This window comes from Bradyrhizobium viridifuturi (assembly GCF_001238275.1).
GTDB classification, from domain to species: Bacteria; Pseudomonadota; Alphaproteobacteria; order Rhizobiales; family Xanthobacteraceae; genus Bradyrhizobium; species Bradyrhizobium viridifuturi.
Genome location: NZ_LGTB01000001.1, coordinates 238,637 through 252,351, shown reverse-complemented (window position 1 = coordinate 252,351; position 13,715 = coordinate 238,637). Strand labels below are relative to the sequence as shown.

Below are 13,715 nucleotides of genomic sequence, written 5' to 3'. Positions count from 1 at the left end.
GCAACGCGTCAGGTCGACGTCAGGACCCCGCGCGGCGGATCGTGATCCTGCTCTCGTCGGTCATGTCCTTGAGCTCCTTGTTCGGCTCGCGGTAGAGATGACGCTCGATCTCGACCGTCCGACCATCGGTCGTCTTGGTGCACTTCTCGTCGACAAACACGCCGCCGACCTCCTGCTTGTCGGCACCCGGCTTCGCCTCCGCGCAGCTCCAACCATCCTCGCCGTAGCGCGACTTCGCCTGCAGGCCGAGCAGGAACGCCTTCTTGCGCAGATAGAGTCGCGCCTTCGGATCGGTCTCGATGGTCAGCGCGGCAATTTTGGCGTCCTTGTCGATCATCACGGTCAGGATCGCTGGATGGCCGCCGACCATGGTGCCTTCGCGCGCAGTCTCGCGATCGTACTCGAAGCGAATGCCGCGCAACTGATCCGGGCCTTCCGGGCAGTTCGACCACTGCGCCCATTCCGCCAATCTGTGGGTGGTCTTCTCGCCGGCGCAGGTCAGGTTGATGTAACCGGCGTCGGGTAAGCTTGATATCGCCATGCCGACATTGATGTCGCGCAGGTCTCCCGCGGTCGCCATCGCCGGCACGGCCGCTGTGACTGACGCGGCGAAGACCAATCCGCGGATCGCCGATCTCTGCTTGCTCATGGCTTTGCCTTCTCGTTTGGGTCGGACGGCGCGGCGGCGTGGCCGGCCTCCTTGTAGATATTGCAGACGCGCGAGCCGTCGCCGAAGAAGGCGATGCACTCGTCATAGTTCGGCTCACCCTTGCCCTTGACGTGGGCGAGCACATAATCCGCGACGGCCTCGATCTCGTTCGGCCGCAGGAATACGTTCGCCTCCGGCGGCATGCGGTCGGCGACATCCTGCCGGGTCATCTCGTAGCATTTCGTGGTGTCATAGGAGCCGCGCACGAAGAACGGCATGCCGGTGCCCGGCCGCCCGCACGTCACGGTCTCGATGATCTGTTCCTTCGTCAACTCGGTCTTGCGCAGCGACAGCGCGTCGCCGCCATAGCCGCCGCCGCCGTTGCCGTGCCATTTGTGGCAGCCCATGCAATTGCCGCGCTTGAACACCGCCTTGCCCGCATCGGTGGGATCATTCGCCGACTGCGCATGCGCCATGCCTGCAAATCCCATCACCAGCGCGCAGCCGAGCCACGCGCCAATCAGCCATGTTTGTTTCATTTGTTCCGTTTCTGTTGGCGAGATCGACGCGGGAGGCTCCTCGCTGAAGCCTCCCGCGCTTGCGATGTCAGAGCGCGAACACGTAGAGCATCGAGCCCGGTTGCATCCGCTTCAGCTCGGGCGTGGCATCGATGAACCATTTGTCCCAGGCACCGCCGAGGCCGACCAGGACCGCGACATACTGCTTGCCGTCGACCGAGAACGTCATCGGGGGCGCATTGAGACCGCCGCCGGTGTTGAACTCCCACAGCTTCTGCAACGACTTCGCGTCATAGGCAATCAGCTCACCGGACGGCTGTCCGGAGAACACGAGGTCGGGCGTCGCCAGGATGCCGCCGAGGTTCGGGAATTGCGTCTCCGCCTTCCCCGCGACCTTGCCGGTGGTGACGTCGATCGCGGTCACGCTACCGGTGATCTTGACGTTCTGGCTCGGCCCGCCGCCGGTGAAGAACTCGCGCGCCTTGACCTTGTCCGGCGTCATCTCCTCGACCTTGATGTGGTTGCAGCTCTCGATGACGGGAATGTACCAGAGCTTCAGGTTCGGATTATACGCGGTCGGCGGCCAGTTCTTGCCGCCCATGTTGCCGGGGCAGATATCCGTTTCCTTGTTGGAGCGGCTCGGCGTGACCGAAGCGTTGTACTTCTGCACGCCCTGCTTCGGATCATATTCCACCGGCTTGCCGGACTCCGGATCGAGCCCCTTGGTCCAGGTCACCTTCTTGACGAAGGGCAGACCCCAGACGAACTTGCCGCTGTTGCGATCGATCGCATAGGCAAAGCCGTTGCGGTCGGCCTCGAGCGCGAGCTTCAGCGTCGTGTTGTTCGGGCCGGGGACGTCGACCAGCACGTTCTCCGCCACGCTGTCATAGTCGTAGGGATCGTTCGGCGTGTGCTGGTAGTGCCACTTGATCTTGCCGGTGTCGGCATCGAGACCGAGCGACGAGTCGGTGTAGAGATTGTCGCCGGGCCGGTATTCATTGTCCCAGTCCGGTCCGGGATTGCCGACGCCCCAGACGATGGTGTTGGTCGAGGGGTCGTAGCTGCCGGTGACCCAGGTCGAACCGCCGCCGCTCGCCTTGGCGTTCTTGTCGTCCTTCCACGTCTCCGCACCCGGCTCGTCCTTGCCGGGGATGGTGTGGGTGCGCCAGACTTCCTTCTGGCTGTTCAGGTCGGTCGCAGCGATCCAGCCGCGAATGCCGTATTCCGCACCGGCGACGCCTGATATCGCCTTGTCCTTGACGATGAGAGGTGCGCCGGTGATCACCTCGCCCTTGTCGGGATCGGCGACCTGACGCTGCCAGGCGACCTGCCCGGTCTCCTTGTTGGTCGCGACCAGGCGGCCGTCGAGCGTGTGCGAGATGACGAGGTTGTTCCACAACGCGACACCGCGATTGTCGACGCCGCAGCAGGCGACCGCGCCGGCCCAGTCGTGGTCGGTCTTGGGATCCATCTTCCAGACCAGCACGCCTTTGCCGCCATGCGCATCGATCTTGTAGACCGAGCCCCAGCCGTCGGTGACGTACATGAATCCGTTCTCGACGATCGGAGTTCCCTCCAGGCCGCCATGCGCCCAGATTCCGCCGCCCTCGACGCCGCCGAGATGCATGGTCCAGGCGACCTTCAGATTCTTGATGTTGTCCTTGTTGATGTCAGCCAGCGACGAGAAGCGGGTCGCCGAGTAGTTCTTGTGATGATGCAGCCAGTTGCCTGCTTCCTTGTCAGCATTGAGCAGACGGTCCTGGCTGACATCCTCAGCGAGCGCAAACGAGCCCGCGAGGGTCGCGGCGGATGCTACTGCCGCCGCGAGCATATGAGACTTTACCCAATTCAACCTTGTCATAGGTTCATTTCCTCCGGATCTAGCATTCTTCATTGATCGAACCGCCCGTCACATACGGACAGTTTCGCGAGAAGCCTTGAGTCCCGGCGATCGGCTGCGCCGCCCGCCGCATTCCTGGTCACTTGTTTCTGGTCACTTCTGGACCGTTACCTCCGTCTCGATGGTTCCAGCTTTCTGAAAAACGACCGCGCATTTGAACGTCTCGCCGGGAGCGAGCGCCTGACGCAACTGCAGCAGCATCACGTGATAGCCGTCGCGCTTCAGCTCGAGCGTTGCCTTGGCCGGGACTGGTATATTGGATATCGAGCGCATGGCGGGCGCGCCTTCGCCGCGATCGACGGTGTGACGTTCGGAAAAATTTGCGACCGGGCAGCGAACACGGAGCAGCGCATCGGCGCTGTCGGCCTCGTTCTTGATCGTCATCGTCAAGGGAAGGTCTCCGCCTTCTTTGTCTGCCGCCGGTACGCGCGCATCCACAATCGCCAGGGATTCGTTCGCTACCGCGTTATGCACCACTCCGAACGTGCCGATCAGGCAGAATAATGGCAACGCAATCCACCGCCTGCATTTAACTGCGCTGCACGCAACGGTGCGATGCAACCCCGGCTCGAACGACATCAAGTTTTCTCCCGACGTGATTTTTGCGACATTGTTTCATGCTTCGTCGCGCGCGGCCAGCGATTGAAGATCGGGAACAGCGATTCATTGCGATTTCGATACGCATAGCCGTCATGCCACATTTTTGCGCATGAGCGTTCGCGATACGATAACGCAGGCGGAGCGCGATGCAGCACATACTGCAGCGCGCGAGATGATCGGTACGGCGACGATTGATGCCGTCACGTCTGTCTCAGGCGACGCGACATCGGCGCGGCTGTTCAGAATCGATGCAGGCGACGAGAATTATTTGCTACGAATCGAAGGCGTGCCCAGCCCCTGCGCAATCAGTATCAATATGTTTCACCCAGGATCCGCCGAAGCTGGCATCGCGCCGCGCCTCTATTACGTCAACGAGACATCGTACATCGCCGTGATGGACTTCATCTCCCGAAGCACACCAGCAGCCAAGCACGTGCTCGGCAAGACGTTGCTCGCGTCGTTCCTCACCGACGTCGCAACGCCCGGCTTCGATCGTTCGGTATGAGCCTCAGCCCGGCGGATTGAACGTCCGGGTGAAGAACACCGGCGTCTTGGCCTTCTTCAATCGGTAGAGCTGCGCGGGTCGGTTCGGCCCCTTGCGCATCTTCGCGACCGGCTCGATCAAATCGGCGGCCAGCATGCGGGTGCGGAAGGCGCTTTTCTCCAGCGGACGGTCGAGCACGATCTCATAAGTGCGCTGCAATTCCGGCAGCGTGAATTCCTGTGGCATCAGATAGGCGGGCAGCGAGGTGTACTCGACCTTGCTGCGCAGCCGCTGCACCGCCGCCTGCAGGATCTCCGCGTGATCGAAGGCAAGCTTCGGCCGCACTTTCTCGCCCTCGACCGCGAACCACTGCGCATCCGGCGCGAGCGTGCCGCCCGTGGCGTGCTCCGGCAGCAATGCGAAGTAGGCGTGCGTCGCAGACCAGCCGCGCGGATCCCTCATTGCGCTACCCCAGCTGCCGAGCTGCTCCAGATATGGACTGACGACGCCGGTCTTGTCCTTCAGCTTGCGTGCGGCGCAGGCTTCGAGGTCGCGATCGCCGGCGACATCGACAAAGCCGCCGGGCAGCGCCCAAGCCCCTGGAAACGGTTCGGTTTCTGCTCTCGGCCGTTGAACCAGCAGAACCTGAAGCGCGTCTGACCTGATGGCGAAAACGACGACGTCGACCGTCGTCAACGGCCGCGGAAAGTCGAGTTCCGGCTTCTCGGGCATGCTCTCCCCCCGCTCTTCCCTGGTGCCGTGAACCTTTTCACCGCCCGGCTTGACAATAGCATACTTAGTTGTACAGTCCAACTAACTTAGTTGCTGAGGCACACTTATTTAGGAGTAGCCCGCCATGTTCGGTGTTCGCTTTATCAAGGCCCAGCCGACCACCTACCTCATGAAATACCGCGGCGGCGCGGTGACCCAGCAAGGCGCCGGCCTGTCCGGCTTCTATTATGGGCCGGTCACCTCGCTGGTCGCGGTGCCGATCGGCAGCCGCGACGCCGCCTTCATCTTCCAGCAGATCGCGCGCGACTTTCAGGCGCTGACCATTCAGGGCCATGTCACCTACCGGATCGGCGAGCCGCAAAAGGCAGCCGCGATGCTCAACTTCACCCTCAAGCCGGACGGCAAGACCTACGAATCCGACGACCCGGAAAAGCTGCCGCAGCGCATTCTCGCGACCGTCGAGGTGCTGGCGCAGCAGGCGGTCAAGGAGTTGACCTTGAAGGAAGCGCTGCAGGCCGCCGATCGCATCGCCGGCCTTATCGAAAGCGGACTGCGCGGTCGCGCCGACATCGCAGCGCTTGGCCTCGAAATCCTCGGCGTCTCGATCCGCGGCGTGAAGCCGACGCCAGACACCGCCAAGGCGCTGGAGGCCGAGGCGCGCGAAGCGATCCTCAAGAGCGCGGACGAAGCGATCTTCGCGCGGCGCAACTTTGCCGTGGAGCAGGAACGCGCGATACGCGAGAGCGAGCTCGACACCGAGATCGCGGTCGAGCAGAAGAAGCGTTCGATCCGCGAGACCCAGATGGATGCCGAAGCGAGCGTCGCGGCCAAGCAGGCCGAGCTGCGCGAGGCCGGCATGGTCGCCGACATCACGCTGGAGAGCAGGCGCAAGGACTTCGTCGGCCTCAACGCCGAGAACACCCGCACGCTGGCGGATGCCGAGGCCTATCGGGTCGGTGCGCTGATGAAGATCTTCGAGGGCGTCGACACCCGCGTGATCCAGGCGCTGGCCGCAGCCGGCATGCAGCCGGGGCAACTGATCGCGCAGGCCTTCAGCGGGATTGCCGAAAAGGCCGAGAAGATCGGCCAGCTCAACGTCTCGCCCGATCTGCTCAACACGCTGCTGGAGAAGCCCGCCGCCGTGGAGGCCGCCCGTGCCCGCCGACAATGACCGCAAGATCGTCCTCGTCACCCGCAAGACGCGGCTCGAGGAGCTGATCGCCAAATACCTGACGGCGGCGCAGGCCCGGTTCTATGTCGAGCATCTCGGCGCCGACTTCTCCGACTACCAGCGCGAGCACGATGTCTACCAGGCCGAGCGCCGCGTCACCGTGCAGGCGCTGGAGCAATGGGGCCGCTATCAGATCATCGACCGGAGTTTCCTGCCAAACTTCATCTTCGGCCCGTCCGACATCGTGGTGGCGCTCGGCCAGGACGGCGTCGTCGCCAACACGATGAAGTATCTCGATGGTCATCCGCTTATCGGGCTCAACCCAGATGCCAAGCGTTACGACGGCATCCTCTTGCCGTTCTTGCCGCGCGACCTCCCTGCCCTGCTGCGCGAGGTCGCTTCCGACAGACGCGGTCACAAGGCGGTGACGATGGCCAAGGCCGCGCTCACCAACGGCCAGGTGCTGTACGCGGTCAACGATCTGTTCATCGGCGCACGCACCCACACGTCGGCCGTCTACGAAATCGCGCTTGCCGAGCAGAAGGAGCGGCAATCGTCGAGCGGCCTGATCGTCGCGACCGGGCTCGGCTCGACCGCCTGGTTCAAGAGCATCGTCACCGGCTCGCTCGCGATCGCCGGCGCCTTTGGCGGCGGCAACGACAGCCCGCCCTATCTGCCGCAGGCATGGGACGCCGGCGCGCTGCGCTTTGCGGTGCGCGAGCCGTTTCCGAGCCGTACCTCGCAGGTCAATCTCGTCTGCGGCAGTCTCGACCGCACCGAGCACCTCAGCGTGCGCTCGCTGATGCCGGAGAACGGCGTGATCTTCAGCGATGGCATCGAGGCCGACCGGCTCGACTTCAATTCCGGAACGGAAGCGCAGATCACGGTCGCTGATCGTGAAGGACGGCTGGTGGTGTGATGCCGCCGCGCTCTCCAGCAAGGCAACTCACTGCGGCACGGGATGCAGCCTTGCCAGCTGATCGAGCGACAGCCGAGCCTCGCGGTCGCTCAGGGGGAAACGGACGATGATGTCCTGGCGCGCAAGCTGCCCCCACAGCGCGTCCGACGACCATTTCTGCGGCTCAGGCCCGCGCGGACCGTCGATCCAGATGAAATACCATTCCGCCATAGCCCGCGACCGATGCTCCCTCGCCAGAAGATTGGTCCTTCGCGGGGCAATCCGCAACGCCCAATTTCGCGCCGGCCGGCGATCCAAGGTCTATTCGCAGGGCCGGCCGTCCTTGTGCAGGAAGCGGCCATCGGAGCTCGGGCTCATCATGTCGATGTCGGAGCAAGTGATGACGTCGGCGCGCGAGCGCGAGCCGACCTCCAGATAGGTCGCCGTCATCTGCGACCGGTTGACCATGTGATGCCCGTTGCCGGAATTCTTCGGAAACGCGGCGCAGTCGCCGGCGCAGAGCACCGTCTCGCCGCCGTCCTCGATCAGCACCAACTCGCCTGCGAGCACGTAGACGAATTCGTCTTCGTCGGAATGCCAATGGCGCTGGCTCGACCAATTGCCCGGCGGCAACCGCATCAGATTGACGCCGAAATCGCCGAGCCCGCCGGCATCACCGAGGCGCTGCCGCACCCGCTCTGCACATGGCGCGGCGAACTCGGCCGGATAGCCGGTCCCCTTGCGTTCCGGCACTTTTGTCAGATCGATCTTCGGCATGGCGACGTCCTGAGCGAGCGCTTCCCGGGTGTGCCCATACCTAGCGCGATCACCCGTCGGAAATGTGTCGTTCGATTCGAAGCCGTCAGGCCCGCCCGACCAAATCCTTCGCCATCAGGATGTCGTCATGGTAGCGGCCGTCGATCTTCAGCGCGTGCTTCTCGAGCCCGTACTCGACAAACCCCAGGTCCTGATAGAGCCGAAAGGCCGGCTCATTGCCCTTCACTACGACGAGCTGCACCAGCTCGACCGATTGCGCGGCGAGTTCGAGCGCGGCTTCGACCAAGAGACGGCCGACGCCGGCGCGCCGCGCCTGCTGCCGCACATACATCCCGACCAGCATGCCCTTGTGCTGCCGCTTCGGCCCATCAGCTACAATGAAGCCGACAATGCCGGCGAGTTCACCGCCACGGAACGCGCCAAGGATCACGGCCCCGTGCGCGAGCCTTTCCGCGAACCAGCCGACGGGATGCGCGCTCTCCGTCTCATACGCGCTGCCGAACGCTTCGGGGCTCAAGCGCAGCGCCTCGAGACGGACGTCGCGATAGAGCGCGGCGTCCGCGGGCAAGAGGCGCCGTATCTCGATGGCGTGCGTCGTCATTCCGTGTCCTGTCTTCGTCGCGACAGCATAGCCGGTCGGTCGGCCTGTCGATCGCGGTATCTATCGCGCGGCCAGCCTATTCCAAAGCGGATTGAAGCGCACAAGCGAATCCACCCCTCGTATCGACAGTTCCGGCCGGCCTATGGAGGTAGACTCCGGATGACGCTTGCCCGACACTGCGGCATGGAGGGGACGCCTATGGTTTTCTGGATAGCAGGCGTGGCCGGATTGGCGGCTGCTTATCTCTTCGGCTCAACGCCCACGGGCTATCTGGCGGGAAAACTGCTCAAGGGCATCGACATCCGCCAGCACGGCTCGAGGTCCACCGGGGCCACAAACGTGTTGCGTACCCTAGGCAAGTGGCCCGCCTTGGCAGTCCTCATGGTGGATGTGCTGAAGGGCGCGGCGGCGATCGCGTTTGCCCGCTGGTTTTATCCCTGGCTCTACGCGCTGCCGTCGGTCACGCCACCGACAACCCCTGACCCGCAAACCTTGCTGCCTTGGGCGGTCTGCCTGGCGGGACTTGCCGCGTTGTTGGGGCACGGCCGCTCGATCTGGTTGAATTTTACCGGCGGCAAATCCGCGGCGACGGGGCTCGGCGTGTTGCTGGCGATGTCCTGGCCAGTCGGTCTGGGTGCTGCCCTCGTCTTTGGCGCTATGCTGGCAATTTCCCGGATTGTGTCCCTGAGTTCGATGTCGGCGGCGCTCGCTGCGATCGCACTGGTCTGTGCGTTCGAACAGCCGCTGGCATATCGGCTGCTGGTCATCGCAGGTGGCCTCTACGTGATCGCACGCCATCGCGCCAATATTCAGCGGCTGCTGGCTGGAACCGAGCCACGCCTGGGATCGGGCAGACGGGAATCGAGCGCGGCTTCGCAAACCTAGCCTGTGCAGGCCTGCCGAGATCGCGAAGCCACGACTTGCCCGGGACGTTACCGGTGCTGCTGGACGTGCTCCTGAACCGCTCCGATGACGTCGGACGAATGCGTCACGAAGCCGAAGCATTTCTTGACGTTGAACAGGGTTGCCTCAACACAGAAGCCAGGTGAGGTCGTTGCGCAGCAGTCCTCGACCAGAAGGCAGCCATAGCCCAGGAAATTCGCGTCGGTGAGCGAATGCAGCACGCATTGATCGGTGTTGACGCCGGCAAACAGGATGGTCTTGGTGCCGAGATTGCGCAGGATGCTGTCCAGCGGCGTGTCCCAGAAGCCGCTGATTCGGTATTTGTCGACGTGAATGTCCTCGGGCTCCTGTTCCAGTTCATCGACGACGGCCGCGGCCCAGCTGTCCTTCTGCAACACGCGCGCGCCGCTGCCCGGCAACGGCTCGCCGAGACCGATACCTGTGCCCTTCGGCTTGTACAGATGGAGCTGGTTGGGCGCCATGTTCTTGAGATCGGGCCGATTGCCCCAGTTCAGCCAGATGACGTGTACGCCGGCATTCCTCAACACCGGGAGTAGCTTTTGCAGCGGCTCGATCGGCGCCCGATCCGGCGTGTGATCGAGGCCGAGATGGTCGACCCAGCCGCCCTTCGCGCAGAAGTCGTTCTGCATGTCGACGACGATGAGGGCGGTGCGCTGCAGATCGATCGTCACCGTCTGCGGCTGCGCGTCGATCGTCACCACCCGGGGCGGCGGCGGCGCCATCGCCATGTTGACGTTGTTGTCGTCGACCAGCCATTTGTAGCCGGGAGCGGACCCAAGAGGATTGGCAGCGCTGGACGCAGCGGACGCCGCTGCCTTTGCTAACGTGGAACTCGTCATCGGACTTTCCTCCCTTGCTTATGCTTTGTTGAAGTCTGTTTCGATCAGCCGCCCCGTTCGAACGGAATCGTCAGGGCCGAGGGCTGCCTGCTCTTTCCGACCAAGCCCGCGATGGCGACAAGTGCCAGCAGATACGGCAGCAACAACAGCAGCGCGACCGGCACGTCGAGTTGCAGCGCCGGCACCAGGAATTGCAGCGCGGTCGCAAAGCCGAACAGCAGGCACGCCGCCAGCGTGTACCAGGGATTCCAGCCGCCGAAGATCACGGCCGTGATCGCAAGATAGCCGGCGCCCTTGGTCATGTTCTCGGTGAACGTGTTGCTGTCCGCGACCGACATGAACGCACCGCCGAGGCCCGCCAGGACGCCGGCATAGAGCACGCCGAGATAGCGGGTCTTCGCCACGCTGATGCCGGCCTTGTCCGCCGCACGCGGATCCTCGCCGACCGCCCGCACCGCCAGCCCGAAGGACGTGTACTTCAGGATCAACCAGGTCACGACGACCATCAGGATGCTGACATAGGCAAGGCCGGTCTGGTTCGCCAACGCCGGTCCGATCACCGGGATGCCAGCGAGCCACGGCAGATTGAGCTGCGCGAAGCCGGGGATCGGGTCGCGCGACAGCGGCCCGAAGATCTCGCGGTAGAGAAACGTGGTTGAGCCCAGCGCCAGGATATTGAACCCGATTCCGACCACCAGTTGATTGGCGCGCAACGTCACGCTCAGCACGGCCTGGACCGCGGCAACCGCGGTCGCAACCAATACGCCGGCCGCGACGCCAATGAGCGGCGAGCCGGTGGCCCACGATGCCAGCGCCGCCGTGAAGGCCGACATCAGCATCATGCCGTCGAGGCTGAGATTGAGCACGCCGGCGCGCTCGCTCAGCATCTCGCCGGTTGCGGCGAAAATGATCGGGACCGCGAGGCGAAGTCCGGAGCCGATGAACACGGCCATCTGTTCGTCAATCATCGGGTCACCTTCCGGTTGGTGAGGATTGCGGAGCCTGCAATGACAATGACGATCAGGCCCTGGCAGATCAGGACGACCGCCGACGGGACGTGCGCCGAGATCTCCATGTTGATGGATCCGGATCGCAGGAATCCGAACAGCAGCGCGCCGATCACGACGCCGACGGCCGAGCCGCGCGACAATAGTCCGACCACGAGGCCGTCAAATCCGTAGCCCGACGAGAAATCGCTCGTCAGATAGAATTGCTGGCCGAGGATCATGATCGCGCCGCCGAGACCACCGAGGCCGCCGGACACCGTCATGGCCAGGATCACGTAGAAGCTGGTCCGCATCCCCGCACGGCGGGAGGCCATCGCGTTCAGGCCGACGGCGCGCAGTCGCAGCCCGAGCGAGCTGTGCCTGAGCACCAGCCACACCACGACCACCGCGATCGCTGCAATCAGCAACCCGATATGGAGCGGAGATCCATTGTCCGGGAACAGCAACGGCAGCTTGGTCGAATCCGGAATCTCCGCCGATTCCGGCAGCGACGACACGTCGCTGATCGGCTTGCGCAGCAGGTGGAAGGACTCGACGGACCAGTACACCAGCGGCAGCGCGATGAAGCTCAACAAAAGTGTGCTGATCACCTCGTTGGTGCCGCGCGCCGCCTTGAGACGCCCGCAAGGCCGCCCCAAACGGCGCCGGCGATGGTTCCGACAGCGAGCGGCACGATGAACGCCAATCCCAGCGGCAGGCCGCCGGCGCCATGCAGCGCGGCTGCGGTTGCGAACATGCCGCCCATCGCGATCTGCCCCTCGCCGCCGACATTGGTCAGGTTGGCGCGGCTGGCGAAGATGAAACCGAGACCGACCAGCGCGAGGCTGATGGCGCGATTGATCGAGGCGCCGATGTTGAAATCGCTCCCCGCCATGCCGTCCCAAAAGGCCTCGATCGCCTCGACGACCGACGCACCTGTCGCAGCGATGATAAGCAGGCCGATGCCGAGCGCGATAAGGGTCGATACCACCGGCACCACGACCTGCAACGGGACGAGCTCGAGTCGCGCACCCTGCGCGACCCGCGCCAGCTTCGGATTCTTCATGACCATGGCCAACCTAGACATGCGCGTGCCCCGACATCATCGCCCCGATCGCCTCGCGGCTGAACGACCCGGCTGCGAGCTCGCCAACCAGCTTGCCGCGGTAGATCACCGCAATCCGATCCGACACCGCCATCAGCTCCTCAAGCTCGCTGGAGATCAGAAGCACCCCAAGACCGTCATCGCGGGCGGCGCGGATGCGGTTGTAGACGGCCTCGATCGCCCCGACGTCGAGGCCTCGCGTCGGCTGCGCCGCGAGCAGGAACACCAGCGGATCGAGCGACAGCTCGCGTGCAAGCACCGCCTTCTGCTGGTTACCGCCGGACAGGCTCGCCATCGACACGTCAGGGCTGCTCGCCCGCACGTCGAAGTCGCGCATCATCGCCTCCGCCGCCTTGCGCCGCGCCGACTTGTCGAGCAGGCCGAAGCGGCTGAATTTTCCGATCGCGCCGAGAAACAGGTTCTCGGCCACCGACAATTCCTTGATGCAGGCGACCGCATGGCGATCCTCGGGAACGATGCCGACACCCGCATCCGTGATCTCCTGCGGCGTGCAGCCGCCGACCTGTGTCCCGCCAACGACAATCGCCCCTGCGCTCGGCGCGGCGAGCCCGGCCAGAATCAGCCCGAGCTCGGTCTGGCCATTGCCCTCGACGCCCGCGATCCCGACGATCTCGCCGGTGCCGACCGTAAGGCTCAAGCCGTCGAGCCGCGGCACGCCATGCGGGTCGCGGTACACGAGATCCGAGATCTGCAGCACCGCCTCACCCGCCGATACCGGGCTAGCCGAATCCGCATTGGGTTTTGCCGGCGTCTTGCCCTCGATATCGACCGCTGCGGCGAGCACCGAACCTGCCGACTGCACATCACGGCCGACCATGGAGCGCACCAGCGAGCGGATGTCGGCGCCCTCCATCGCGACGGTTTCGATGATGCGGCCCTGCCGCAGCACCGTGGTGCGATCGGCGACGCGGCTGATCTCGCCGAGCTTGTGCGTCACCAGGATCACGGATTTTCCGCGCAGCGCGACCTGGCGGCAGATCGCAAGCAGCGCGTCGATTTCGTCCGGCTGCAGCACGGCAGTCGGCTCGTCGAGCACGAGCAGTTGCGGATCGCCGAGCAGGCACTTGATGATCTCGACCCGCTGCCGCTCACCGACGGAGAGGTCCTCGATGCGCGCCTCTGGATCGATCTCGAGCCCGTACTCCGCCGCGAGCTGCTCCATCCGCACGATGATGTCCTGCGGCTTCAGCACCGCGCTGGCGCGGCCGAGCATCAGGTTCTCGGCCACGCTCATGTTGGGCACCAGGCTGAAATGCTGGTGCACCATCACGACGCCGCGCTGCAGAGCTTCCGCCGGGCCGCGGGGATGGAACGGCTCTCCGCCCAGCGTCATCGTGCCGGCATCCGGCCGATGCACCCCGAACACCAGGTTGCACAATGTCGATTTGCCGGCACCGTTCTCGCCAAGCAGGCAATGTACCTCGCCGCGCTCGATCTGCAGCGAAATGTCGTCGAGCGCGGTGAAGGCCCCGAAGCGCTTGGTCAAGCCAGACAGTTCGAGAACAGCCAC

The 13,715-nt window shown here is 64.3% G+C and carries 17 protein-coding genes; 4 read left to right on the top strand and 13 right to left on the bottom strand.

Going from position 1 to position 13,715, the window contains the following annotated elements; all coding sequences use genetic code 11:
• Positions 1–19: 19 nt before the first annotated feature.
• The 4 genes from ALC15_RS01275 to ALC15_RS01260 all read right to left on the bottom strand — a co-directional run bounded on the left by ALC15_RS01275 (position 20) and on the right by ALC15_RS01260 (position 3,646).
• Entirely contained in the window at positions 20–649 is a 630-nt protein-coding gene (locus ALC15_RS01275) for a hypothetical protein (protein ID WP_063781754.1), read from the bottom strand.
• Positions 646–1,140 (bottom strand): c-type cytochrome, encoded by a 495-nt coding sequence (locus ALC15_RS01270; RefSeq protein WP_050625841.1) that lies wholly within the window; start codon positions 1,138–1,140, stop codon positions 646–648. Before ALC15_RS01270 ends, ALC15_RS01275 begins: the two co-directional genes overlap by 4 nt.
• Positions 1,141–1,255: 115 nt before the next feature.
• Positions 1,256–3,028: a PQQ-dependent dehydrogenase, methanol/ethanol family gene (locus ALC15_RS01265; protein ID WP_244485877.1), complete on the bottom strand. Its 1,773-nt coding sequence runs from the start codon at positions 3,026–3,028 to the stop codon at positions 1,256–1,258.
• 132 nt (positions 3,029–3,160) lie between these two features.
• Complete coding sequence (locus ALC15_RS01260; RefSeq protein ID WP_244485876.1) at positions 3,161–3,646, bottom strand: copper chaperone PCu(A)C; 486 nt, start codon at positions 3,644–3,646, stop codon at positions 3,161–3,163.
• Positions 3,647–3,776: 130 nt separating this feature from the next.
• Between ALC15_RS01260 and ALC15_RS01255 the strand changes: the two genes are divergently transcribed.
• Positions 3,777–4,172: a protein kinase family protein gene (locus ALC15_RS01255; protein ID WP_128089397.1), complete on the top strand. Its 396-nt coding sequence runs from the start codon at positions 3,777–3,779 to the stop codon at positions 4,170–4,172.
• 3 nt (positions 4,173–4,175) lie between these two features.
• Here the strand turns inward: ALC15_RS01255 and ALC15_RS01250 are convergent, their stop codons facing one another.
• Positions 4,176–4,883 (bottom strand): NUDIX hydrolase, encoded by a 708-nt coding sequence (locus tag ALC15_RS01250; protein WP_050625705.1) that lies wholly within the window; start codon positions 4,881–4,883, stop codon positions 4,176–4,178.
• 124 nt (positions 4,884–5,007) lie between these two features.
• Between ALC15_RS01250 and ALC15_RS01245 the strand changes: the two genes are divergently transcribed.
• Positions 5,008–6,054, top strand: coding sequence for an SPFH domain-containing protein (locus ALC15_RS01245; RefSeq protein ID WP_050625704.1), 1,047 nt, complete (start codon positions 5,008–5,010; stop codon positions 6,052–6,054).
• Positions 6,038–6,973 (top strand): diacylglycerol kinase catalytic domain-containing protein, encoded by a 936-nt coding sequence (locus ALC15_RS01240; RefSeq protein ID WP_050625703.1) that lies wholly within the window; start codon positions 6,038–6,040, stop codon positions 6,971–6,973. The genes ALC15_RS01245 and ALC15_RS01240 overlap by 17 nt, the downstream gene beginning before the upstream one ends.
• Before the next feature lie 27 nt (positions 6,974–7,000).
• On the opposite strand, the gene ALC15_RS01235 is transcribed toward ALC15_RS01240, so the two are convergent.
• The 3 genes from ALC15_RS01235 to ALC15_RS01225 form a co-directional block, all read right to left on the bottom strand.
• Positions 7,001–7,183 carry a hypothetical protein gene (locus ALC15_RS01235; protein WP_050625702.1) on the bottom strand — a complete coding sequence of 61 codons (183 nt, stop codon included), beginning with the start codon at positions 7,181–7,183 and terminating at the stop codon, positions 7,001–7,003.
• Positions 7,184–7,273: 90 nt separating this feature from the next.
• Positions 7,274–7,729: a cupin domain-containing protein gene (locus ALC15_RS01230; RefSeq protein WP_050625701.1), complete on the bottom strand. Its 456-nt coding sequence runs from the start codon at positions 7,727–7,729 to the stop codon at positions 7,274–7,276.
• Between the two features lie 85 nt (positions 7,730–7,814).
• Complete coding sequence (locus ALC15_RS01225; RefSeq protein ID WP_050625700.1) at positions 7,815–8,330, bottom strand: GNAT family N-acetyltransferase; 516 nt, start codon at positions 8,328–8,330, stop codon at positions 7,815–7,817.
• A 198-nt stretch (positions 8,331–8,528) separates the two neighbouring features.
• Between ALC15_RS01225 and plsY the strand changes: the two genes are divergently transcribed.
• Positions 8,529–9,215 carry a glycerol-3-phosphate 1-O-acyltransferase PlsY gene (gene plsY, locus ALC15_RS01220; protein ID WP_050625840.1) on the top strand — a complete coding sequence of 229 codons (687 nt, stop codon included), beginning with the start codon at positions 8,529–8,531 and terminating at the stop codon, positions 9,213–9,215.
• A 47-nt stretch (positions 9,216–9,262) separates the two neighbouring features.
• Here plsY and ALC15_RS01215 read toward each other — a convergent pair whose 3' ends face one another.
• From ALC15_RS01215 to ALC15_RS01200, 5 genes are read right to left on the bottom strand one after another with little or no spacing between them, the layout of a single operon-like run.
• The gene (locus ALC15_RS01215) at positions 9,263–10,093 is read right to left on the bottom strand and encodes a cysteine hydrolase family protein (RefSeq protein ID WP_094193590.1); all 831 of its coding nucleotides are present in this window, start codon (positions 10,091–10,093) and stop codon (positions 9,263–9,265) included.
• A 44-nt stretch (positions 10,094–10,137) separates the two neighbouring features.
• Positions 10,138–11,061: an ABC transporter permease gene (locus tag ALC15_RS01210; protein ID WP_050625699.1), complete on the bottom strand. Its 924-nt coding sequence runs from the start codon at positions 11,059–11,061 to the stop codon at positions 10,138–10,140.
• Positions 11,058–11,690 carry an ABC transporter permease gene (locus ALC15_RS45805; RefSeq protein ID WP_244485875.1) on the bottom strand — a complete coding sequence of 211 codons (633 nt, stop codon included), beginning with the start codon at positions 11,688–11,690 and terminating at the stop codon, positions 11,058–11,060. The genes ALC15_RS01210 and ALC15_RS45805 overlap by 4 nt, the downstream gene beginning before the upstream one ends.
• The gene (locus ALC15_RS45800; protein ID WP_244485874.1) at positions 11,687–12,145 is read right to left on the bottom strand and encodes a hypothetical protein; all 459 of its coding nucleotides are present in this window, start codon (positions 12,143–12,145) and stop codon (positions 11,687–11,689) included. The genes ALC15_RS45805 and ALC15_RS45800 overlap by 4 nt, the downstream gene beginning before the upstream one ends.
• A gap of 13 nt (positions 12,146–12,158) precedes the next feature.
• Positions 12,159–13,715 (bottom strand): ABC transporter ATP-binding protein, encoded by a 1,557-nt coding sequence (locus ALC15_RS01200; RefSeq protein ID WP_094193589.1) that lies wholly within the window; start codon positions 13,713–13,715, stop codon positions 12,159–12,161.

Bases quoted from the DNA above. Each gene is read 5' to 3' on its own strand.
- ALC15_RS01275 (WP_063781754.1), bottom strand. From the start codon at position 649: ATGAGCAAGCAGAGATCGGCGATCCGCGGATTGGTCTTCGCCGCGTCA.
- ALC15_RS01270 (WP_050625841.1), bottom strand. From the start codon at position 1,140: ATGGGATTTGCAGGCATGGCGCATGCGCAGTCGGCGAATGATCCCACC.
- ALC15_RS01265 (WP_244485877.1), bottom strand. From the start codon at position 3,028: ATGACAAGGTTGAATTGGGTAAAGTCTCATATGCTCGCGGCGGCAGTA.
- ALC15_RS01260 (WP_244485876.1), bottom strand. From the start codon at position 3,646: ATGTCGTTCGAGCCGGGGTTGCATCGCACCGTTGCGTGCAGCGCAGTT.
- ALC15_RS01255 (WP_128089397.1), top strand. From the start codon at position 3,777: ATGAGCGTTCGCGATACGATAACGCAGGCGGAGCGCGATGCAGCACAT.
- ALC15_RS01250 (WP_050625705.1), bottom strand. From the start codon at position 4,883: ATGCCCGAGAAGCCGGAACTCGACTTTCCGCGGCCGTTGACGACGGTC.
- ALC15_RS01245 (WP_050625704.1), top strand. From the start codon at position 5,008: ATGTTCGGTGTTCGCTTTATCAAGGCCCAGCCGACCACCTACCTCATG.
- ALC15_RS01235 (WP_050625702.1), bottom strand. From the start codon at position 7,183: ATGGCGGAATGGTATTTCATCTGGATCGACGGTCCGCGCGGGCCTGAG.
- ALC15_RS01230 (WP_050625701.1), bottom strand. From the start codon at position 7,729: ATGCCGAAGATCGATCTGACAAAAGTGCCGGAACGCAAGGGGACCGGC.
- ALC15_RS01225 (WP_050625700.1), bottom strand. From the start codon at position 8,330: ATGACGACGCACGCCATCGAGATACGGCGCCTCTTGCCCGCGGACGCC.
- plsY (WP_050625840.1), top strand. From the start codon at position 8,529: ATGGTTTTCTGGATAGCAGGCGTGGCCGGATTGGCGGCTGCTTATCTC.
- ALC15_RS01215 (WP_094193590.1), bottom strand. From the start codon at position 10,093: ATGACGAGTTCCACGTTAGCAAAGGCAGCGGCGTCCGCTGCGTCCAGC.
- ALC15_RS01210 (WP_050625699.1), bottom strand. From the start codon at position 11,061: ATGATTGACGAACAGATGGCCGTGTTCATCGGCTCCGGACTTCGCCTC.
- ALC15_RS45800 (WP_244485874.1), bottom strand. From the start codon at position 12,145: ATGAAGAATCCGAAGCTGGCGCGGGTCGCGCAGGGTGCGCGACTCGAG.